The sequence below is a fragment of the Sinorhizobium sp. 7-81 genome (assembly GCF_030124405.1).
Lineage (GTDB): Bacteria > Pseudomonadota > Alphaproteobacteria > Rhizobiales > Rhizobiaceae > Sinorhizobium > Sinorhizobium psoraleae.
Genome location: NZ_JASKLT010000004.1, coordinates 319,751 through 341,381, shown reverse-complemented (window position 1 = coordinate 341,381; position 21,631 = coordinate 319,751). Strand labels below are relative to the sequence as shown.

20 protein-coding genes are annotated in these 21,631 nt (G+C 62.3%); 6 read left to right on the top strand and 14 right to left on the bottom strand.

Translation table 11 applies throughout. The features are described 5' to 3' along the window. Nucleotides 1-29: 29 nt before the first annotated feature. Complete coding sequence (locus tag QN224_RS17545) at nt 30-1,001, bottom strand: MBL fold metallo-hydrolase (protein ID WP_283977723.1); 972 nt, start codon at nt 999-1,001, stop codon at nt 30-32. Nucleotides 1,002-1,148: 147 nt separating this feature from the next. Between QN224_RS17545 and QN224_RS17540 the strand changes: the two genes are divergently transcribed. After that, on the top strand, nt 1,149-2,105 hold the full coding sequence (locus QN224_RS17540; RefSeq protein WP_283977803.1) for a LysR family transcriptional regulator: 957 nt from the start codon (nt 1,149-1,151) through the stop codon (nt 2,103-2,105). Between the two features lie 91 nt (nt 2,106-2,196). Here QN224_RS17540 and QN224_RS17535 read toward each other — a convergent pair whose 3' ends face one another. From QN224_RS17535 to QN224_RS17520, 4 genes are read right to left on the bottom strand one after another with little or no spacing between them, the layout of a single operon-like run. After that, a complete protein-coding gene (locus tag QN224_RS17535) occupies nt 2,197-4,266 on the bottom strand; it encodes a hypothetical protein (protein ID WP_283977722.1) in 2,070 nt (689 codons plus the stop codon). 10 nt (nt 4,267-4,276) lie between these two features. Beyond that, a complete protein-coding gene (locus tag QN224_RS17530) occupies nt 4,277-7,087 on the bottom strand; it encodes a DUF4159 domain-containing protein (RefSeq protein ID WP_283977721.1) in 2,811 nt (936 codons plus the stop codon). Then, a complete protein-coding gene (locus QN224_RS17525) occupies nt 7,084-8,004 on the bottom strand; it encodes a DUF58 domain-containing protein (protein WP_269282067.1) in 921 nt (306 codons plus the stop codon). The genes QN224_RS17530 and QN224_RS17525 overlap by 4 nt, the downstream gene beginning before the upstream one ends. Nucleotides 8,005-8,007: 3 nt before the next feature. Beyond that, nucleotides 8,008-9,021, bottom strand: coding sequence for a MoxR family ATPase (locus QN224_RS17520; RefSeq protein ID WP_173509578.1), 1,014 nt, complete (start codon nt 9,019-9,021; stop codon nt 8,008-8,010). A 264-nt stretch (nt 9,022-9,285) separates the two neighbouring features. Between QN224_RS17520 and QN224_RS17515 the strand changes: the two genes are divergently transcribed. The 3 genes from QN224_RS17515 to QN224_RS17505 are packed head-to-tail and all read left to right on the top strand — an operon-like array spanning nt 9,286 to nt 11,791. Next, nucleotides 9,286-9,909, top strand: a complete 624-nt coding sequence (locus QN224_RS17515) for a DUF1285 domain-containing protein (RefSeq protein WP_283977720.1) — start codon at nt 9,286-9,288, stop codon at nt 9,907-9,909. Beyond that, nucleotides 9,906-10,538 (top strand): CoA pyrophosphatase, encoded by a 633-nt coding sequence (locus tag QN224_RS17510; RefSeq protein ID WP_283977719.1) that lies wholly within the window; start codon nt 9,906-9,908, stop codon nt 10,536-10,538. Before QN224_RS17515 ends, QN224_RS17510 begins: the two co-directional genes overlap by 4 nt. Further along, entirely contained in the window at nt 10,535-11,791 is a 1,257-nt protein-coding gene (locus QN224_RS17505; protein WP_283977718.1) for a CCA tRNA nucleotidyltransferase, read from the top strand. Before QN224_RS17510 ends, QN224_RS17505 begins: the two co-directional genes overlap by 4 nt. 81 nt (nt 11,792-11,872) lie before the next feature. On the opposite strand, the gene QN224_RS17500 is transcribed toward QN224_RS17505, so the two are convergent. Beyond that, complete coding sequence (locus QN224_RS17500) at nt 11,873-12,058, bottom strand: DUF1059 domain-containing protein (RefSeq protein WP_173509582.1); 186 nt, start codon at nt 12,056-12,058, stop codon at nt 11,873-11,875. Nucleotides 12,059-12,413: 355 nt separating this feature from the next. On the opposite strand from QN224_RS17500, the gene QN224_RS17495 reads away from it, so the two are divergent. Then, entirely contained in the window at nt 12,414-12,959 is a 546-nt protein-coding gene (locus tag QN224_RS17495) for an adenine phosphoribosyltransferase (protein ID WP_283977717.1), read from the top strand. Between the two features lie 25 nt (nt 12,960-12,984). On the opposite strand, the gene QN224_RS17490 is transcribed toward QN224_RS17495, so the two are convergent. The 3 genes from QN224_RS17490 to ychF all read right to left on the bottom strand — a co-directional run bounded on the left by QN224_RS17490 (nt 12,985) and on the right by ychF (nt 15,107). Further along, a complete protein-coding gene (locus tag QN224_RS17490; RefSeq protein ID WP_283977716.1) occupies nt 12,985-13,455 on the bottom strand; it encodes a MaoC family dehydratase in 471 nt (156 codons plus the stop codon). Continuing rightward, nucleotides 13,452-13,907, bottom strand: a complete 456-nt coding sequence (locus QN224_RS17485) for a MaoC family dehydratase (protein WP_173509585.1) — start codon at nt 13,905-13,907, stop codon at nt 13,452-13,454. Before QN224_RS17485 ends, QN224_RS17490 begins: the two co-directional genes overlap by 4 nt. A gap of 96 nt (nt 13,908-14,003) precedes the next feature. Continuing rightward, a complete protein-coding gene (gene ychF / locus QN224_RS17480; protein ID WP_283977715.1) occupies nt 14,004-15,107 on the bottom strand; it encodes a redox-regulated ATPase YchF in 1,104 nt (367 codons plus the stop codon). A gap of 293 nt (nt 15,108-15,400) precedes the next feature. On the opposite strand from ychF, the gene clpS reads away from it, so the two are divergent. Next, nucleotides 15,401-15,712: an ATP-dependent Clp protease adapter ClpS gene (gene clpS, locus QN224_RS17475; RefSeq protein WP_283977714.1), complete on the top strand. Its 312-nt coding sequence runs from the start codon at nt 15,401-15,403 to the stop codon at nt 15,710-15,712. Nucleotides 15,713-15,749: 37 nt separating this feature from the next. Here clpS and pth read toward each other — a convergent pair whose 3' ends face one another. The 5 genes from pth to QN224_RS17450 all read right to left on the bottom strand — a co-directional run. Continuing rightward, nucleotides 15,750-16,469: an aminoacyl-tRNA hydrolase gene (gene pth / locus QN224_RS17470; protein WP_283977713.1), complete on the bottom strand. Its 720-nt coding sequence runs from the start codon at nt 16,467-16,469 to the stop codon at nt 15,750-15,752. 194 nt (nt 16,470-16,663) lie between these two features. Further along, nucleotides 16,664-17,404: an ABC transporter substrate-binding protein gene (locus QN224_RS17465; RefSeq protein WP_283977712.1), complete on the bottom strand. Its 741-nt coding sequence runs from the start codon at nt 17,402-17,404 to the stop codon at nt 16,664-16,666. Nucleotides 17,405-17,422: 18 nt separating this feature from the next. Continuing rightward, complete coding sequence (locus QN224_RS17460; RefSeq protein ID WP_283977711.1) at nt 17,423-19,795, bottom strand: EAL domain-containing protein; 2,373 nt, start codon at nt 19,793-19,795, stop codon at nt 17,423-17,425. A 363-nt stretch (nt 19,796-20,158) separates the two neighbouring features. After that, nucleotides 20,159-20,782, bottom strand: coding sequence for a 50S ribosomal protein L25/general stress protein Ctc (locus QN224_RS17455; protein WP_269282078.1), 624 nt, complete (start codon nt 20,780-20,782; stop codon nt 20,159-20,161). A 156-nt stretch (nt 20,783-20,938) separates the two neighbouring features. Continuing rightward, nucleotides 20,939-21,631 (bottom strand): benzoate/H(+) symporter BenE family transporter (locus QN224_RS17450; protein ID WP_283977710.1); only part of this gene is annotated, 693 nt, incomplete at its 5' end.

Sequence of the window (21,631 nt, the reverse complement as noted above, 5' to 3'; positions counted from 1 at the left end):
CGCAAGCTTGCACTCTTTCCGTTCCCGGATCAACCAGCCGCATAGGTGACCGGTACCCAGTCGTAATTCGTGTCGTCTGTGCGCAGGTGACCGATACCGGGGAAGGCAATATGCGCGCCGGCGACCCAATAGCGTTCCGATGCTGCTTCGACGAATGCGGCTCGCCGTGACTCGACAGCCTTCTGCTGATCGACGTCGAATTCGATGGCGACGCCCGGTTCGTCGAACTGCAGCACATCCCCGTGCGTAATATCTCCCCAGAAGACCATCTTCTCTCCTTCGCTTTCGATCACCAGCGAGCTATGGCCCGGCGTGTGGCCCGAGCGCAGGATCGAACCGATGCCCGCGACCGGCGCGGCATCGTCGTCGAAGGTCTCCAGTCTACCTGCGTCCAGATAGGGCGCGAGGCTTTGCTGCGCTTCGACAAACTGGTTCTTAAGCGGACCGGTTGCTCCTTCCCGTTTGGCGGGATCGAGCCAGAAATCGGCGTCGCGCTTGTTGACGCGCACGATGGCGTTCGCGAAGAGCCGCTCGCCGTCGCTGGAAAGACCTCCAGAGTGGTCGGTGTGGATATGCGTGAGGATCACGTCATCGATATCACTTGCCTTGTAGCCTGATGCCGCGATGTTCCGGATCAGCTTGCCAAGCTTCGGGCCGAGATAGCTGCCTGTCCCCGCGTCGATCAGGACGAGACGTTCGCCGGTGTTGATCAGAAACGCGTTCACGGAGGTTTCGGTCTCTGTGCCCTGAAACGCCGCGGCAAGCGCGGATTGCGCATGTTCGTCGGTCGTATTGGTGTAAAGGCTCGCAAGCGGTATCGGGATAGTTCCGTCTGAAAGCGCCGTCACCTCGATCGAGCCCACCTTCATGCGATAGAAAGCGGGAGCCTGGGCCCCGGCGAAGGGCGCTTTGGCAGCGGCTAGGGTTGAGATAACCGGCATCGAACTCGCCGCGACGAGAGCAGTGGCGGTTCCCTTTAGGATCGATCGGCGCGTATGCATAGGTTCAACTCCTGATAGGTTAGAGCAGGATGCGGGCGGGAAACCGCTCACATTTTCCTCACCCCGCTCTGATTGCTGATCTGGCTCTTGCAAGACCTCAGGCAGAAGCTATGTATGGAGAAGTCAGCAATCAAATCGATACGAGTCATGGAAGTCATCGATCATTTCAATCTACGCTCCTTCGACCTCAATCTGTTGATTGCCTTCGATGCGATGATGGAGGAGGGCAGCGTGACCAAGGCGGCACGCCGGCTCAAGATTCAGCAGCCGGCCATGAGCCACAACCTGTCGACGTTGAGGGTTCTGTTTCAGGACGATCTTTTCGTGAGGATTGGCCAGGTTATGCAGCCGACCGCGCGGGCGCGGGCGCTGGCCGGGCCGATCCGCCTGGCACTGAAGCAGGCGCAGGCCGCACTCCTCGCTGCCGACGTGTTTGATCCGGCAACCGAACGGCGAATTTTCCGCCTGGGCCTATCCTGCGAGGCCGAGCTTCTGCTGCTTCCGGACCTAACGGCGCTGTTGCGAAGAATGGCACCCGGTATCCGGCTTCTGGTGCGGACGTGCACCCCGGACGAGGTGGATGCGATGCTGAGCGCAGGTACGATCGACATGGCCGTCGGCTGCACCTACGCGCCTACCTCACGCTACATCTCCGAAGTGCTCTACGAGGCGGAGGTCCTTTGCTGCTTCAATCGCGGTCTGTTGCCCTTGCCGAGCCCGGTGACCCTCGATACCTATCTCCAGGCCGACCATGTGGTGATCTCGCAATCGGAAAGCCTTCATGGGTGCGTGAAAGATGCACTTGAACATGCCGGGACCGAGCTGAACGTGGTCGCCGCCGCCCCTGATTTCATGTCCGTCCTGGCGACCGCGAGCTTGTCGCCCGTCATTGCGACCGTGTCTTCGCGTATTGCAGAGCGTTATGGTCCGTTGCTGGGGCTGGAGGTTAGTCCGGTCCCTTTGGCGCTGCGGTTTCCGCCGGTTACCATGGTCTGGCCGCTGCATTCCGACAATGATCCGGCCGGCGTCTGGTTGCGGCAGCACATTCGCGCGTGTCTCTCCGCCAGTGTCCCGCAGCTTCCGCATCCGCTCGCTGCGGAATAGGCATCATCGGTGTGGCCGAAGCGTCGATCGGTTCTAATAAGTTAGGGCGGAGTGCGGGCGGAAAACCGCTCACGCTTTTCCTCACCCCGCTCTAGCGACCCTCGCGGTACCAGGTGGAGGAGATCAGGAAGAGCAGGGCGGCGAGCCCGAAGAGGCTGGAGAACAGCGATAGCGAATTGATGCCCTTCAGCACGGTCTCGTCGGTCATGCGCAGCGAAAGGCGCTCGTTGTCGGCCACGCGGACTGCGCCATGAACCGGCAGGATCGAAGGAAGGTCGACCGGGCCGTCCGCATCCGCCAGCCGCCGCACGAGTCCCTTGGTTTTTTCCGCCCAGGGACGGAGCTTTTCCTCCGTGGAGATTGCCGCCTTGAACTCCGGTGCATCAACGTTGCCGACATGGACAAGCGTCGTCAGCTCGTCATTGGCGACCTCGAACAGGCCGGTTTCCGTCGTCTTCACCTCGGCCTTGTAGAGACCCGGTTCGCGTTCTGTGAGTGTGACCTCCTCGGTCTTGCCCGATGGATAGGTTAGCGTCGCCTGGCCGGGGTCTCCTTCGATCGTCTGCCGGGTAATTTCCAGCGTGCGGCCGGAGGCGCGCGCCGTCAGCGCCTCTTCCTCGAGCGCCGGTTCCTGCATCAGCCAATGGGCCGTGCGGCGATAGAGCGAAACATGCGGTCCGCCGCCTTCGAAGCCGCGCGCCCACAGCCAACCTTGGTCGGACAAAAGCATCGCGACACGCCCCTTGCCGACGCGGTTGAGGACGAGCAACGGCTTTCCGTCTGCCGCCTCCATGACCGTCTGCCCGAGGGGGCGGTCGACGTCGACCGTGCGGAACCATCGACCCCAGCCCGGAGGTTCGCTCGCTGCGCCTTCGAGACCGCGCGTCACCGGATGCTTCTTTCCCTCCTCGGAAAGGCGGGGGAAGAAAGCCTTCTCATTCATGGCACCGGTGGGGCTCGCGGGAAGAACCGCCGAAAGCGGCGTGGCGGCAATCGAGTCGTCGCCGGCGTGTTCCGGGCCGGCGGCGATCAGCAAGGCGCCGCCGTTCTGCACATATTGCGCGATGTTGTCGTAGTAGAGGATCGGCAGCACGCCGCGATGCTGGTAGCGATCGAAGATGATCAGATCGAACTCGCTGATCTTGTCGACGAAGAGCTCGCGGGTCGGGAAGGCGATCAGTGAAAGTTCGTTGATCGGCGTACCGTCCTGTTTTTCCGGCGGACGCAGAATGGTGAAGTGGACGAGGTCCACCGCTGCATCGGATTTCAGCAGATTGCGCCAGGCGCGCTCGCCCGCGTGCGGCTCACCGGAAACCAGCAATACGCGCAGGTTCTCCCGGATCCCGTCGAGCACGTGGACGGCGCGGTTGTTGACCTCCGTCACTTCGCCCGCAATGGGATTCACCGCGAATTCGAGGATGTTGTTGCCGCCGCGCGGGACGGTGAAGCTGAAGGGCACGTCCGTGCCCGGTTCGGCTTGCTCGGTGGCGATCTCGTTGCCATTGAGGCGGATCGTCACTTCGGCGCCACCCTCGGGAGCCGCTCCGTCGTCAACGACACGGAAGGTCATTTTCTGCTGTTCGCCGACGATGCCGAACCGCGGTGCGCTGACGATTTCGATACGCCGATCGAATTCATCCGGCTTGCCGCTGATCAAGCCATGGATGGGCGCATCCAAACCGAGCTTCTGATTGACATCGGGAACGTCATGGATCTGGCCGTCGGTTATGAAGACGGCGCCGCCGACGCGGGCCGGCGGCACGTCGGCAAGCGCTGTTGCCAATGCACCGAAGAGCTTCGTCGATGGCGCTTCGCTTTCGGCGTCGTCTGCGGCCTCGACGATGCGGGTCTCTATCTGCGGAAAGCGGGCGAGGCGATCCTTGAGGTCGGCAAGCGCCTTGTCGGTCTGTTCTCGCCGATCGGCATTGTCCTGGCTTTGGCTGCGATCGACGACGACGGCAACGATGGTCGAGAGCGGTTCGCGCTCCTCCTGGAAAACAGACGGATTGGCAATCGCCAGGCAGAACGCTGCTAGCGCGGCCGTCCGCAACCAGGCGCCGCGAACGCGACGCCAGAGGCCGAGCGCGGCGAGCGCGGCCGCGACGAGGGTCAGCGCCGCGAAATAGGGCCAGGGAAGAAACGGTGCAAAGTCGACGGTCATCGAACGATCCTCACTGACCGAGCCGCTCGAGCAGGGCGGGCACGTGCACCTGGTCGGCCTTGTAGTTGCCGGTCAGCATATACATCATGATGTTGACGCCGGAGCGGAAGGCATATTCGCGCTGCATCTCGTCCGGCGGAACCGTCGGCAGGAGCGCGACGCCATTCGTATCCACGGCCCACGCGCCGGCAAAGTCGTTACCGGTGATCATGATCGGCGTGACGCCGTCCGCGGACCTGGCTGGGCGGTCGCTTACCTCTTCACGGTTGTCGAGCTGCGCCTCGATCCAGAGCGGACTGCCGGTGTAGCGCCCCGGAAAATTCGAGAGCAGATAGAAGGCCTTGGTCAGCACATGATCACCCGGAACGGGCTCCAGCGGCGGAATGTCGAGATTGCCCAGAATCGCCTGCAGCCGTTCGGTGTTCGCGCTCGTCCCGCTCGAAGAGGCGCCCAACGAGGAAAACTGGTCGCGTGTATCGAAGAGCACCGTGCCGCCCGCGCGCATATAGGCGTCGATGCGGCTTACAGCCTGCGGACTCGGCATCGGCGCATTGGCGGAAATCGGCCAGTAGATGATCGGGTAAAGGCTGAGCTCGTCCTTGGAAATGTCGAGCCCGACGGGCGCGCCCGGCTCCAGCGTGGTGCGATAGGTGAGGAAATCCGTGAGGCCCATGAGGCCGCGTTCGGAGAGGCGGTCGACCTCGTCTTCGCCGGTTACGACATAGGCGAGATGGGTCGTATCGAGGCGTTCCAGGACGCGTTGGTCATCCGGGCGCGCGTCATCCGCGAAAGCCTGCGATGGAAGGAGGACAAGGGTGCCGCACAGCACGAAGAGTATTGTGGTAGCCGTCCTTGCCACTCGAACGCGTGAAAAGGCGCCGCTCATGAAGAGGACGACGACGGCGTCGGCGAGGAGCAGCAGCAGTGCCAGCGTCAGGAGAGCAGGCTTCAGCGACCAGCTTTCCGCGCCAGTCAGCCGTTCGGAGGTATGCGGGCCCGCAGCCACCATGTCGATCTTTTTGAGTTCGGCATCGCGGGGGAGCAGGTTCAACGCCGTGAAACCGTCTTCGGAGCCGTAAAGCCCCGGCGGGTTTTCCGGAGTTGCAAGCGGTGCCTTGCCGGGGACGATGTCGAGCGGCCGCGCATTGCCGGTTTCGGCGACGAGGACACCGTCGGCGTTCAGCAGCCGGTAGGGCGCCAATGTCTGCGCCTGTGTCTTGCCTTCGCTCGCGACGCCGCCGCTGCGCGAAAGCTGCACGCTGCGGCGAAGCATTTCCACGAAATGCCCGGAAATCGGCAGGTTCGACCAGGTTGCCTCGGCGCTGACATGGAACAGGATGATGCGTCCGGCCCCTTGTCCGGCCGTGGTCACCAAAGGCGTTCCGTCGGCGAGGTTTGCCCAGGTCCGCTCGACCAGATCCGCTGTCGGTTCGGCCAGGACTTGCCGCTTGATCAATATGTCGGTGGGACGGGCCATGCCGGCAAAGGGGCTGTTGCCAGGATAGGCGGCGAGCGGCTGCGGCTCAGACCAGGAAAGCGCGCCGCCAAGCGCCCGCTCGCCCTGCCTCAGCGTCACGGGCACCAGCGGGTCGTCAGCCGGTGCCGCTGCAAGCCGCGGCCCGGCAAAGCGGATCAGGGTGCCGCCGTTGTCGATCCACTTCTTCATGAGTGGGTACATCTCTTCCGGCAGGCGGCCGATATCGGCCATGATCAGGACCGAAGGTCGTTGTTCCAAAAGTTCCGGAATGGCCACGGCAAGATCGGTCTCGCGGGGTTCGACGAGATCGGCATAGGGGGCGAGCGCCCGGTTGATATAGTAGAGCGGCGAGAGCAGCGGTTGGGACAGGTCTCGGGCCTCGCCACTCAAGAGGGCGACACGGCGGCGGCGGAAGCCGTCGTCGAGCAGGTGGACGCCACCGGCGGTCGCGGCACCCTCGATGCCGATGCGCGCGAAATCGTTGCGCAGCTCGAAAGGCGCGGTGATCGTTCCCTTTGCAACCGCTTCATTGGGCGCGAAATCGATCGTGCCGTCCGCGATCGCGCGGCCGCGCGTATCGTAAGCGACGATCGACAGGGAGCGGCGATCATCGGTTTTCAACCGGCTCGCCGTCACCGACATGCCCGCGGATTCGTTGCTGCTGTTGGTGAGGGCAATTGCCTGACTGCCGTCGGCCTCGATCAACCGAAGGTTGGCGGCGCGAATTCCCGCGAGCGCCTCCATCGTCTTGCCTTCCGTCGCTTCTATGCCATCGGTGACGAAGGCGAGCGTTCCGGGTGCGGCGTCTTCGAAGGCCGTTTGCATTGCCGCGATCGCGGAGCGACGGTCGGCCGGAAGCGGTTCAGGCGATGCGGCGGCGAGACGGTTGCGCGCGGCCCCTGCCGATCCCGGCGTCGCATCGTGCTGCCGATCGCCGGTGAAGACGATCGAGACCGCAAGGTCTCTTGCCTCCGCGTCGTCGATCAGCGCCGAGGCGGCTTCGATGCGGCGCTCCCAATCGGGCGCCGTCGCCCAGCTGTTGTCGATCAAGAGCGCGAGAGGGCCCGAGGAGGCGAGCGTATTGCTGCGCGGGTTGAAGACCGGATCGGCGATTGCGAAAATGACGGCGGCGGCCATCAGCATCCTGAGAAGCGTCAGCCACCAGGGGCTTTTCGATGGGGTCTCCTCGCGCTTCAGAACGGAAGCGAGGATGCGGAGTGGCGGAAAGACCTCGGCCGCCGGCCTCGGCGGCGTCATCCGCAAAAGCCACCAGATGACCGGCAGCGCGACAAGCGCGGCCAGCATGGCGGGATTGGCGAAGACGAAGGCGAGACCGCCGATCATAGCAGGCCTCCATGCGTTGCCCTTCCGGGCATTCCTGAAAGATACATGTGCACGGCAACAAGCGCCTCGGACGCGGGGCGGTCGGTCCGATGCGGAATGAAGGTCCAGCCGAGGTGCCGGAGGCTCGAGCCGAGGCTGTCACGGCGGGCGAGATAGGCGCGCTGATAATCTTCTTGCAAAATCTCGGCGCGCCCCGCAGTCAGTTTTTCCCCGGTTTCCGGGTCGGTGAATTCGGTTCGCCCGGCATAGGGGAAGACCTCTTCCGCAGGATCGGCGATCTCGACCATATGTCCGCGGAAGCCGCGGCGCGCGAGCGGCGCAAGGCGCTCCATCACCTTTTCGGCGGGGTCGAGAAAATCTCCGATCAGCACCAGATCGCTGGCGTTGCGGATCATGCCGGTCTCAGGGAGTCCCTCGGCAAGCGGGCTCAGCATGATCGCGGTTGCCAGCCGTTCGGCGGCGTTGCGCGCCGACACCGGTTCCATGACGCCCGGGCAGCCGATCCGTTCGCCGGAGCGGGCGAGAATTTCGGCAAGCGCCAGCATCAGCACCAGCGCACGGCTTTCCTTGGAGACGGCGCCGAGCGTCGACTTGTACATCATCGAGGGCGAGAGATCGGCCCAGAGCCAGATGGTATGGGCGGCCTCCCATTCGCGGTCGCGCACATAGGTATGGTCGTCGCGAGCCGAGCGGCGCCAGTCGATGCGCGACAGGCTTTCGCCTTCGCTATAGGGGCGGAACTGCCAGAAATTTTCGCCGATGCCGCGTTTGCGCCGGCCATGCCAGCCTGAAATCACCGTGTTGGCAATCCTGCGCGCCTCGACGAGGCAGTCCGGAACAAGCATTGCGCGCTGCTGCGCGCGCGACAGGACCTCGCCGGAAGGGGTACGCGCGACTATGTGCCCGATGGAGGCCATGCATTAACCCTTGGCTCGTTTCACCAGGCCGGCGATGACGTCGCGCACGGTCATGCCTTCCGCACGGGCGGCGAAGGTGAGCGCCATGCGGTGCTGCAGCACGGGTTCGGCAAGCGCCAGGATATCGTCGACGGAAGGCGCAAGCCGGCCGTCATAGAGGGCGCGCGCCCGAGCGCACAGCATCAGGGCCTGGCCCGCACGCGGCCCCGGCCCCCAGGCGACATTCTTGTCCGTCGTCGAATTGCCGTTGCCGGGGCGGGCGGAACGCACGAGCGACAGGATGGCATCGACCACCTTTTCGCCGACCGGCATCTGGCGGATCAGGCTCTGGATCTGCAAGAGGCGCTGTGCGTCGATCACCGGCCGGGCCTCGGTCTCGACCACGCCGGTCGTCTCCAGCAGGATCTGCCGTTCGGCACCAAGCTCGGGGTAGCCGACATCGACCTGCATCAGGAAACGGTCGAGCTGCGCCTCGGGAAGTGGGTATGTTCCCTCCTGCTCGAGCGGGTTTTGGGTCGCCAGCACATGGAATGGCTGGGGCAGGTCCTTGCGGGCGCCGGCGACGGTGATGTGATATTCCTGCATGGCCTGCAACAGTGCCGATTGGGTTCGCGGCGACGCACGGTTGATCTCGTCCGCCATCAGCAGCTGCGTGAAGATCGGGCCGGGGATGAACCGGAACGATCGGTAGCCCGCCGCGTCCTGATCCATCACCTCGGAGCCGAGAATATCTGATGGCATCAGGTCGGGTGTGAACTGGATGCGGCTGTTGTCGAGCCCGAGGACTGTACCGAGGGTGGCGACAAGCTTGGTCTTGGCGAGGCCCGGTACGCCGACAAGCAGTGCATGGCCGCCGGACAGCACGGCAAGCAGCGTCTGCTCGACCACGCTTTCCTGACCGAAGATCACCTTACCGACTTCGGCGCGTATAAGCGCGATCTCCCCCAGCGCGGCTTCCGCGGCCGCGACGATCGCCTTCTCGTCGGCCGCATCGACCGCGCTTTTCATAACACTCATCGCCATTCTCTCCGATCGTCGCTGCTGAACCGAATCAGCCATTGCGCAGTATTCAGTTCCTGTTTTTCAATTTAGACCCTGGCGGACGGCTGACAAGCCGGCGCCAACGCACTATGTCGTGAGCTTGCAGGACGCTCGCCGTGCATCCCGCATTCTCATCGATGCGGACGGAATGCCCAAAATCGAAGGCTGGCGCATCCCTCGCACGTTCGTCTGAACGCGTTATGCTTCAGAAGCAAGATCGGGACCAAACAGGACAGAACGATGGCAGAGGCCAAGATTCAGCAAACGGGCGACGCGGCCGGCCTTGCCGCGCTGATCGCCCGCGCCGCGGGCGAAAGGGGCGGTGAAGCGAAGGGACTGCCGCCGGTAGACCGTTGGAATCCGCCGTTTTGCGGCGATATCGACATGGAAATCCGTGGCGATGGAACCTGGTTCTACATGGGCACGCCGATCGGCCGTCAGCCACTCGTCCGATTGTTTTCCACCGTCCTGCGCAAGGACGAGGACGGCAAGACCTATCTGGTTACGCCGGTGGAAAAGGTCGGTATCCGCGTCGCCGATGCCCCGTTCATTGCCGTCGAAATGAACGTTGCTTCCAAGGAAGGCGGAAATGTCCTGACGTTCCGCACCAATGTCGGCGACGTCGTGGAAGCGGGGCCGGAGCATTCGCTGCGCTTCGTCGTCCACGGCGAAAATCGCGAGCTGAAGCCCTATCTCCACGTGCGTGGGCGACTTGAGGCGCTCGTATCGAGGCCTGTCATGTACGACCTTGTCGAACTGGGCGAAACGGTCGAGATCGACGGCATCGATATGTTCTGCGTAAGGTCGGCCGGCGCGGTGTTTCCGATCATGCCGGCGGCTGAACTGGAAGCCCTGTCGCAATGACAATTCATCCCTATTCCGCCGACGAATTTCGCCGCCGGGCGCTCACCCAGACGGGCGGGCCCATCGAGACTGCCTGGCGCGATCACGGCGATTTTTTGCTTAATCCGGGTATCGTTCCCTATCTCGAGTCCCTGCATCTGAAGGATGCGGCGGTACTCGTCCCGGTGGTCGACGACGGCGAGGATGCGAGCGTCATCTTCACGCAGCGCACCTCGACATTGCGCAAGCACTCGGGTCAGGTCGCCTTTCCGGGCGGGGCCGTCGATCCCGAAGACCGGTCCATCGAAGTTGCGGCTCTGCGCGAAGCCCAGGAAGAGATCGGCCTTGATCCCCGCTTCGTCGAGACGATTGGCCGTTTGCCGCATTATATGGCCATGTCGGGCTTCCGCATTACACCGGTGCTCGCGGTGGTGCAGCCTGGATTCGCGCTCATGCCCAATCCGGAAGAGGTGGAAAGCGTCTTCGAAGTGCCGCTCTCCTTCCTGATGAACCCCGTCAACCACGGGCGCGGGCGCAGCCATTGGCAGGGCGCGGAGCGGCAGTTCTATCGCATGCCCTATGGCGAACGGAATATCTGGGGGATTACGGCGGGCATCGTCCGCATGCTCTATGAAAGGCTTTATGCATGACTTCCGTTGCCGCTGAGGCCTGGTTTCAGGCTCCTTCGCTCCGGCGCGTTTTCGATGTTCTGAACGCCGATGGCCGCGAGGTGCGCGTTGTCGGCGGCGCGATCCGCAACAGCCTCATGGGGCTGCCTGCCGGCGACGTCGACATGGCGACCACCTGGCCGCCGGAGGACGTTGCCGAACGGGCGAAGGCTGCGGGTATCAAGGTCGTGCCGACCGGCGTCGATCATGGCACGGTGACGCTCGTCATCGACGGAACGCCCTATGAAGTGACGACGCTTCGCCGCGATGTCTCGACGGACGGGCGCCGCGCCGAAGTGGCCTTCGGGACCGATTGGCGGGCGGATGCGGAGCGCCGCGACTTCACGATCAATGCCCTCTATGCGGACAGCGACGGTAAGGTCTTCGACTATGTCGGCGGCCTCGCCGACATAGAGAGCCGGACATTGCGGTTCATCGGCGATGCCGCCGAGCGCGTCCGGGAGGACTATTTGCGCATTCTGCGTTTCTTCCGTTTCTTCGCCTATTATGGCGCCGGCCGTCCGGACGCGGACGGGCTGAGAGCCTGCGCACAGGCGCGCGCAAAGCTCTCGACGCTTTCGGCGGAACGGGTCTGGTCCGAGACGAAGAAACTGCTTGCCGCCGACGATCCAGGCCGCGCGCTCCTGTGGATGCGCCAGGCAGGCGTGCTCACCGAAATCCTGCCGGAAACCGAGAAATGGGGCATCGATGCCATTCCCGGCCTGATTGCCGCCGAGAAGGCCTTTTCCTGGAAGCCGGATCCGCTGCTGAGGTTGGCGGCGATTGTTCCCCCGGATACGGAACGGCTTGCGGCCATGGCAGCGCGCCTGCGCTTGTCGAAGGCGGAGGCAGCTTATTTTGCACGGTTTGCGGGCGCTCCAGCGATCCCCGCGACGCTTGCGGATGCGGCTCTCGACCGCCAGCTTTACCGGCATGGCGTCGAGGGGATTACCACTCGCCTGCGGCTCTCCCTGGCGTCCGCGCGCCGTCTGTCCGAAAACGATCCGTCGCTTCTTTCTGAAACCGCGGCGCTTCAGCGGCTACTGTCGCGCGCGGAGAAGTGGCATCGCCCGGCATTTCCCTTGACCGGCGCCGATGTCCTGAAGGCCGGCGTTCCGGCCGGCCCGAAAGTCGGGGAAGTGCTTTCCGAACTCGAAAGTTTCTGGATCGAGCGCAATTTCGCCCCCGACCGGGCAGCGCTCGCGGCCCGGCTCGAGTTGATGGTGCCCAAGTGATCAGGGATGGCGGGAACTGCCGTTTGCCTTTCCTCATCCCGCTCGACCTGAACGCGGCAAAGACGGCCTTGCCCGCTCCGGTCAGGCGGCCTTGCTTTCGTCGACGATCCGAACCTTGATATTGTCGATCATGTTCTCGCGTATCGTCGTTTCGCCATGGGTCACGCGCATGTGTTCCACAACGCGACGGACGATTTCTGCATCATTGTCAGCGCGGGTGTGCCATTCACAACCCGGGACGAGCGAACCGCATTCAAACAGGCGCATGGTCTCCTCCTTCCTCTTGCTGCTGGCTCCTGGAGCCTCCCGCTTTCACATGGAACCACGGAAAGCGGATAAGACGCTCTAGAATCAAAGTGCTAAGTCCGTTTGTGCGTTCATTTGAACACACGGCGCTTTGGTGCAGTAACGCCCCAACTGGCTGCCCTGCAAAATTCAAGCTTAACATAACACCCCGTAAGCCAAATTGTTCCCGCGCACCTGCGGAGATTTCAAAGGTTGCCGCGGGTGCGGTGGGAAGCCTGGCCTTGTGACTGCAGTGCGAAGAAAATTCTATAGAATTGCACGTCGTTGATGTTATGGCTTTGGCTTCCTTGAGACTCGCAGAGGCTGTTTTCCCATCATGACCGCGACCGTTCAATCGGAACTGATTTCCGCCATCCGGAGCATTCCGGATTACCCGAAGCCAGGCGTCATGTTTCGCGATATCACGACCTTGCTCGGCAATCCGAAGGCTTTCGGCCGGGCGATTGACGAGCTTGTCCACCCCTATGCCGGCACCAAGGTGGACAAGATCGCGGGCATCGAGGCGCGCGGTTTCATCCTGGGCGGCGCGATCGCCCACCAGCTTTCGGCCGGCTTCGTCCCGATCCGAAAAAAGGGCAAGCTGCCGCACGATACCGTCCGCATCGCCTACAGCCTCGAATACGGCGTGGACGAGATGGAAATGCACAGGGACGCGATCCAGCCGGGCGAGAAGGTGATCCTGGTCGACGACCTGATCGCCACCGGCGGAACCGCAGAAGGCGCCGTCAAGCTTCTGAAGCAAATGGGGGCGGACATTGTGGCCGCCTGCTTCATCATAGATCTGCCCGAACTCGGCGGTCGCAGGAAACTCGAGGGTCTCGGCGTCAATGTGCGCACACTGATCGAGTTCGCAGGGCATTAGCCGCCCGGCGGTTTCGCGCGCTATCTCAGGTGAATTCGATCACCTTGCTTTCGAACTGGATGACGGTCTCGCCGTGCTGGTTCTCGCCCTCGCAGAAGATGGTGTTGATCCGCCACCCCGGTCTCGACGCGACGACCCGCGCCTCCAGAAAGGTGACCGCGTAGGTTATCGTGTCGCCGGCATAGACCGGCTTCAGCCATTTTAATTCGCGAAAGCCGGGTGAGGGGCCGAGTTTCGGCGCATGCAGTCCTTCGGCCGCCAGGCGTCGGATTTCATCCTTCCAGAACCGCACGAAGCATTGCATCCAGCCGGCGCTCGTGTGCCAACCGGAAGCGCAAAGGCCGCCGAAGAGCGAGTGCTTGGCGTCCTCCTCGTCGAGGTGGAATGGTTGCGGGTCGAAGTCGCGCGCGAAGCGGATGATATCTTCCGCTGAGAATGTCAGACTGCCGATCACCGTTTTTCGGCCGGCCGCGTAGATTTCGCCCAAGGTCATCATCGCCGCAGCCCCCAGTCGCGGCGGCGGAAAAGCACGGAACATTCCGAAACCGCGATCGCCTCGCCCGTCTGGTTGTCGATCTCGTTGCGGAACTTGACGATGCCGACGCCGGGTTTCGAATTCGATTGCCGCGCTCCGAGCACTACGCTGAAGCCTGTCAGCACATCGCCGGCGAGCACCGGCTTCTTCCAATCCATGAAGTCGATGCCGGGCGAACCCTGAGAGGAGGAATCGCCAAGAAAGGCGTCGATCATCATGCGCATGCCGATCGCGCTCGTGTGCCAGCCGGAGGCAGAGAGCCCGCCAAGAATGCTGCGCTTCCCGGCCTCCTCATCCAGATGCATCGGCTGCGGGTCGAACTCACTGGCGAAGGCGATGATGTCAGGCGCCTGCATTACGACCGGCTGATAGTCGAAGCGCCGGCCTGGCGTGAAATCCTCGAAATAGAGCATGCCGGCCTCCCTCGCTGCCGGAGATGTTCAGCTACGCGGCTCTGCTGCATGTTTCCTTAAATCGGAACCGGCCTGTAGAGCTGCATCGCCACCGCATCAGGTGTTGAAGCGGAAATGGATGACGTCGCCGTCCTGGACGATATACTCCTTGCCTTCGTCGCGCGCCTTGCCGGCTTCCTTCGCGCCGGTTTCGCCGCCGAGCGAAATATAGTCATCATAAGCGATGGTGTTCGCGCGGATAAAGCCCCGCTCGAAATCCGTGTGGATAACGCCTGCGGCTTGCGGCGCCTTGGTGCCGCGCGGGATGGTCCAGGCGCGCGTTTCCTTCGGGCCGACCGTGAAGTAGGTGATGAGGTCCAGCAGCTTGTAGCCGGCGCGGATCAGCCGGTCGAGACCAGCCTCCTCTAGGCCGAGCGCGGCAAGGAATTCCTTGGCTTCCTCTTCGGGCAGTTGCGCCACTTCGGATTCGATCGCGGCCGAGATGACAACGGATTCGGCGCCTTGGGCCTTTGCCATTTCGGCAACGGCGCGGGTGTGTTCATTGCCGGTAGCTGCGTCGCTTTCCGCGACGTTGCATACGTAAAGCACCGGATGGGAGGTGAGGAGGTTGAGGCCCTGGAGAATGCGCAGTTCGTCGGCGTCGAGCTTCGACAGGAGCGTGCGCACCGGCTTGCCTTCCTGCAAGAGCTTCAACGATGCTTCCATTACGGGAAGCTGCGCCATTGAGTCCTTGTCCTTGCCGACGGCGCGTTTGCGCGTCTGCTCCGTACGGCGCTCCAGGCTTTCAAGATCGGCAAGCATCAATTCAGTTTCGATCGTCTCGGCGTCGGCGACCGGGTGGATGCGGCCTTCCACATGGGTGATGTCGTCATCCTCGAAGCAACGCAGCACGTGGACCACGGCATCCACCTCGCGAATATTGGCCAGGAACTGATTGCCAAGGCCTTCGCCCTTGGATGCGCCGCGCACAAGGCCGGCGATGTCGACGAAGGAGATGCGCGTCGGGATGATTTCCTTCGACTTCGCGATATCGGCGAGCTTGCGCATGCGCGGATCCGGGACCGCGACTTCACCGGTGTTCGGCTCGATCGTGCAGAAGGGATAGTTTGCCGCTTGCGCTGCCGCGGTCTTGGTGAGCGCGTTGAAAAGTGTCGACTTGCCGACATTCGGCAGCCCGACGATACCGCATTTGAAGCCCATGGCTGAAACCTGTCGTTCTCGGAATTGCTTGGCGGTGGCTATGGGATAAAGGAGAGGAGCGGTCAAGGTCTTCGCGCGCTTCTGCGCGTTATGACACGGCTTTCCCTTGAATGCCGATGCCCGACGCGCAATATTGTTCAGCGACCCTGCTGCATGTTTTTGTTCTTAAACCGGTCCCGAATTAAGGACAGAAACATGCAGCAATTCAAAGTGCTACCGCGTTCTTTGCGCGTCCGATAAGACGCGCAGGCTCTGTAGTCTCCTTTTTTCATGTCATCAACGGGTGGATTCCGATGAGTGACAATGATGTTGCCGCAAAACCGAAGATCAAGTCGAAGCCGAAACTGGAGCGGCCGAAGCTCTATAAGGTAATGCTCGTCAACGACGACTACACGCCGCGCGAATTCGTCGTCGTGGTGCTCAAGGCCGTGTTCCACATGAGCGAGGAAGCCGGCTACAGGGTGATGATGACGGCACACAAATTCGGGACTTCAGTCGTGGTCGTCTGCGCCAGGGACATCGCCGAGACCAAGGCCAAGGAGGCGACCGATCTCGGCAAGGAAGCGGGCTATCCGTTGATGTTCACCACCGAGCCGGAGGAATGACGCCGCAACGCCGCCTGATCTGAAAGTTGGTCGGGATCTAATCGCCTTTCGAGCCGAACATCTTCTTCAGCATCTCGGCCATCGGTCCGGTGGCGGGAAGCTTCTTCGGTTGCGCGGCGTTGCGGGCTTGGTGAATATGGGATTGCGCGGCCTGCTTCTTCACCGCCTGGGGCTTTTCCTCGCTCGCCTTGCCGCCGGTCGCAAGCGCGATCTTGTTCATGAGTTGCGAATCCTCGCCCTTCACCAGCATGTCCGCATTATCGGCGATGGCGTCGAGGAGCGGTGACACCCAGACCTGATCCGCCTTGGCAAAATCGCCGAGCACATGGGCATGCACCAGGTCCTTCACGCCCGGATGGCCAATACCTAAGCGCAGGCGGCGATAGTCCTTGCCACAATGGGCGTCGATCGATTTGATGCCGTTGTGGCCGCCATGGCCGCCGCCGGTCTTGATCCGCGCCTTGCCCGCCGGAAGATCGAGCTCGTCGTAGATCACGACGATGTCCTTTGGTGCGAGCTTATAGAAGCGCATGGCGTCGCCCACAGCTTCGCCCGACAGGTTCATGAAGGTCTGCGGCTTCATCAGGAGGACGCGCTCGCCGGCGATCTCGCCTTCGGAGATTTCCGCCTTGAACTTCTTCGACCACGAGGAAAAGCTCGGGCGCCGCTGTATGGCGTCGACGGCCATGAAGCCGATATTGTGGCGGTTGCCGGCATATTTCGAACCTGGATTGCCAAGTCCCGCGATAATCAGCATGTCGCCATTCTCCTTGGGCTTCCGCCAGCGTCCCTAAATCGATTCCGATTTAAGGAATCATGCAGCAGCGGGGCGAAGTGACAAGCGGTGCTCCTTCTCGTCCGCTCTCCTGCGAGCGGCGAGACGGCTAGGTTGAGGGGCATCCAAATCCCGCTGACAAACCCAAAATCACTGAGGCCGCGGCAAGTCAATCCTTATTTCGCTGCCTGCTCGATGCGGTTCGGACGCAGGCCGTAGCGTTCGAATATCCGGTCCTGCGTCCCGTTGGCGATCAGGCGGTCGAGTTCGGCTTGCATGCGGGCAACGGTGTCGTCCGGCATGTCCCGGTGGCAGGCGATCCCGTACTGCTTACCTTCGAGCACCAGTGCCGCCTCGACCGGTTTGCCGCCGGCCCGCATGCTCTCGAAGGTCTTTTCCGACGTTATGAGCAGATCGATGCGCCCGGCGGCGAGCTTCTTCATTGTGGAATCGAGATTGGCGGCATAGTCGATCCGCTCGAAGCCATGCGCCTTCAGATAGGTTGCGGAGAAATCCTCCCGCTGTGTTCCGACGACGAACCGGGTCGCCTCATTGATCGTTTGCGGCGCGATTGCCGAACCCTTGCGTCGCAGCAGGATCATATGATCGACGAGCAGTGGCTCGACCCATTTGAAGTTCTCGTGTCGCTCGGCGTCGTGACCGGTGGTGAAAACGCAATGGAAAGGCTGGCTTTCAGCAAGGGCGAGGGCGCGCGCCCAAGGCAGGAACTCGATATCGTGAGGGAGATCGACCGCCTCCATGATCAGCGCGATCTGTTCGACCGACGCGCCGTTCGGACCGCTGTTGGTCGAGAAGTTGTAGGGCGGATATTCCTCGGTTACGAAATGGATCGTCTCGGCGCGGGCAGTGGCGGAAAGACCTAGGAGGAATGCCAGGATCAGATGCTTCACGCCCATTTCTCCTTTTCGACGGCACTATGCCGGGTTGGCGGCCTTGGCTTCTGAATCGTTTTCCAGGAGGGCCAGCATGCCGTCGATGGGCATGGGGCGGCTGAAGAGATACCCCTGGCCATTATCCACGCCGAGCTTGCGCAGAAGCTGCCATTGCTCCTTCGTCTCGATGCCTTCGGCGACAACCGTGCATCCCATCTGATGCGAAATGGTGCGGATGCCCTTGATGAGCATGCGGCTCTTGCGTCTGACGTCGGCGGTCCCGGAACTCAGCGACCGGGTGAAGGACTGGTCGACCTTGACGATATCGACGGGGAAACGGTTGAGATAGCTGAGCGACGAATAGCCGGTGCCGAAATCGTCCAGCGCGATGCGGCAGCCGAACTCGTTGAGTTGTTTCAGGACGGCGTGGACCTCGGGATTGTCGAGCATCAACACCGCCTCGGTGATCTCGATGACGATCCGTTGCGGCGAAATATGATGCTTGAGCAGCAGGGCGGCGAGCTTATGGGGCAGGGACAACTCGAACTGCAGCGGCGAGAAGTTGATTGCCAGATAAGTGTTCTGTGTTCCGTCCAGCTTGGAGATCGCGGCGAGATGGCGGATTGCCTTGTCCAGCACGCGGTCGCCGATACGGCCGATCGTGCCCGTCTCCTCGGCAATCCCGATGATCTTGCCGGGCGGCATCAGCCCTTTTTCCGGGTGATCGAGCCGCATCAGTGCTTCGAAGCCGACAATCTGGCCATCGCCGAGACCGACGATCGGCTGCAGCCAGGCCTCGAACCGATCCTCTTTCAGACCGGCTTCTATGCATTGCTCGATCTCGTGGCGCTCGCGTGCAGTGTCGAGCATGCTGGCATCGAAGATTCGCAGGCCGTTCTTGCCGTCGCGCTTGCGCGCATACATCGCCATGTCCGCGTTCAAGAGCAGGTCGGAAGCGTTTGCGGCATGGGTCGGGTATACGGAAACGCCGACACTCGCACTGACCGACAGCTCGTTGCCGGCAATCGGCATCGGCTCGCGCAGTGCCGCGACGATGCGCTCGCCAATCTCGCTGGCGAGAGCGGCGACATCAGTCGCCGCAACGAGAATGGCAAACTCGTCGCCGCCGAGCCTCGACATCACGTCATCGGCACCGAGCGTCGTGCGGATCAGTTCGACGGTCCGGCGCAGAACGGCGTCGCCGGCGGCATGACCGAAATTGTCGTTGATCCATTTGAAGCGATCGAGGTCGATGAACAGGCAGGCAAGCTGCATGCCGCACGCGTCGGCGTTGCGGATCGCGTCGTCGAGAGCGCTTTCAAAGCCCTGGCGATTGAGTAGTCCAGTCAGGTGATCGGTGATCGCCTGGGCATGGTTGCGGCTCTCCGCCTGCTTGAGCGCGGTGACATCGGTCATGACGGACAGCGAGAGCTCGCCGCCATGGGTCGTTTCGGTTTCGAGGATCAGGACGGTCATGAACTCGCCGTCGGCCTTGCGGAACGGCAGCGTCACTTCCCTGATATTGTCATTGTCGATCGCGGTCGTCTTTGCGCGAAGGCGATAGGCTTCGTGCCACAGCGGGTCGATGAAATCGGTGAAATTGCGGCCGATGACTTCTTCGCGGGCATAGCCCGTCGCAAGCAGCCAATAGTCGCTGACAGCGCTCAGCCGGTTTGCCGCGTCGAGCGAGAAGAGCATCGCCGGCGTGCGATTGTAAATCTCGGTTGCGCGATCATGCGCGATCTTGAGTTCGGTTTCCTCCCGTTCCAGCCGATCCTGCATTTCGTTGAAGTTCGCGGCGAGCGCGCCCATTTCATCGTCCGAGGTCCAGTCGACCCGATGGCGCGAGCCCAGCCGCCGCGTCGCCTCGATCGCGGCGGTCAACCGCATCAGCGGGCGGATTACGGTGAAACGATTGCCGACGAAGGCCGCCGCAAAGACGATCGTGACTGCAAAAAGAAGGATGGCGAGGACGGTCCATTCGTCCTTGCTGAAGCGCGAAAGGATGCCGGGGTTCGGAACGGCCACCTCAAGCGCTCCGACCTCCTTGACACCATCGATGCTGTCAAAGGCGATAGCGGCTTTCAAGGAGCGGCTTGCGGTCGTGCCGGCGATGCCACCAACAGGGAGTTGAGCAAGGATATTTCCGCTGGCGTCGCGGACGGTAACGGCGCGGATCTCGGTGGCGTTCATCAGGGATCGGGCGATGCGGTCGATGCCTTGCTGATCGAAGTCCCAGATCGGCTTGCCGAGCGCTTCGCCGCTTGCTTCCATCAGAAGCTCGATGTTCTGCAGGCGCTCGCGCGCCACACGTTCGCTCGATATCGTGAGGAAGAGTGCGAGCAACGGAGCGACGAATACAAACATCGCGCCGCAGATGATGGCAATAAACCGGTTCTCCACCGAGTGCATCACCGCATGCCCCCCTCGGCAGTCGTTGCCACTTCATTCATCGTCAATTCTCTTCGACTGCCACCGATAGGCTCCCCGGTCGGCAGAACATCATCTAATCCTTAAATGTTACTGAAACTGCAGGCCGAGATTTCATGATGGTGCGGGGAAGACCTGGGCTTGCATGGGGCGGTGATGCTTCCTGATGAAACCAGGTCAGGGCGTCGGGGAAATGAGCCGTGGGTCGCCGGCCGAAATGAAAAACCCGCCCCATGCGACATGGAGCGGGTTTGTCATGTAAGCGTCGACGTGGCTGGCTCGCCGGCCCAAAGAATGAGCCCTGATCTGCGTCCCGCGCCCGCCGCCGGCCGATTGACGAAAAGCAGATTATTCTTCTGCTTCGCCCTCGGCTTCTTCCTCTTCGCCTTCTTCCTGAAGGCCGCCGGCCGGAGCCGCGATCGTCGCGATGGTGAAATCGCGATCGGTGATGACCGGGGTCGCGTTCTTCGGCAGCTTGATGTTGGAGATGTGGATGGTTTCGCCGGCCTTCAGGCCAGTGAGGTCCACGGTGAGGAATTCCGGAATGTCGTCGGCCGGAACGTTCAGCTCGACATCGTGGCGAACGATGTTGAGAACGCCGCCCTGCTTCAGACCCGGGGACTTCTCTTCATTCTCGAAGTGAACCGGAATGGCAACGGAAACCTGGCTGTCCTTGGAGACGCGCAGGAAGTCGACGTGCATGGTGAAGTCGCGGACCGGATCCAGCTGGTAGTCCTTCGGCAGGACGCGGATCTTCTCGCCGTTGACGTCGATGATCGCGACGGTGGTCATGAAACCGCCGGCGTGGATCTTCATCGTCACGTCCTTGGTGGAGAGCGCGATGGAAAGGGGGGCCTGCTTGTCACCATAGATGACAGCCGGGATAAGACCGTTGCGGCGAAGTTCACGGGAGGACCCCTTACCAACCCGTTCGCGCGTCTCGGCCTTGAGCTCGTAAGTTGCGTGGCTCATGGATAGACCTTTCTGGTTATTTGGAGAGTTTGTCCGTCAAGAAGCGGAAAAACCTGAAGCTGATGGCAGCTTCATCCGCGTTGCCTCCAAGGGTGTCTGCGCGGACGCGGGGTCCATAGCGGAGAATGGGTGGAAATGCAAGGCAGGCGCGGCCGTTCACGCCTTTCGCTTGGAAAGCCGGGCGAGCGCAAGCATGAGGCCTCCGGCGATCAGGCCCCAGAAGGCGCCGGAGACGCCAGCGAAACCGACACCCGATGCTGTTACTAAAAAGGTGATGGCGGCAGCTTCGCGCGTCTGCGCTTCGCTAAAGGCGGCCATGGCCGAGCTTGCAAAGGCGCCGACCAGCGCCAGACCGGCGACGGCCTCGATCAGCACCGGCGGCGCAAGACTGACGAAGGTGGTGACAGCGCCGGCCAGAAGCCCGAAGACGATATAGGCAATGCCAGCATTGATCGCCGACCAGTAGCGGCGGGCGCGGTCGGGGTGGGAGTCAACGCCAGCGCACATGGCCGCGGTAATCGCCGCCAGATTGACCGCGTGGCCGCCGAAGGGCGCGCTCAGCATCGAAAAGAGGCCGGTCGTCGCAAAGAGCGGACCGGGATTGGGATGGTAGTCGTTGACCTTCAGCACGGCGATGCCGGGAATGTTCTGCGACGCCATCGTCACGATGAAGAGGGGCAGGGCGATGCTGACCATGGCGGCGGCATTGAAAGCCGGGAAGACGAATTCCGCCTTGGGCGCAAGGGCCGACGAGAGCGTTGCAAAGGTTCCGTCGGGCATGTCAATGCCGAAGGCGATAACGAGGACGAAGGCCAGAAGGGCAGCGGGAACGGCATAGAGCTTATTGAC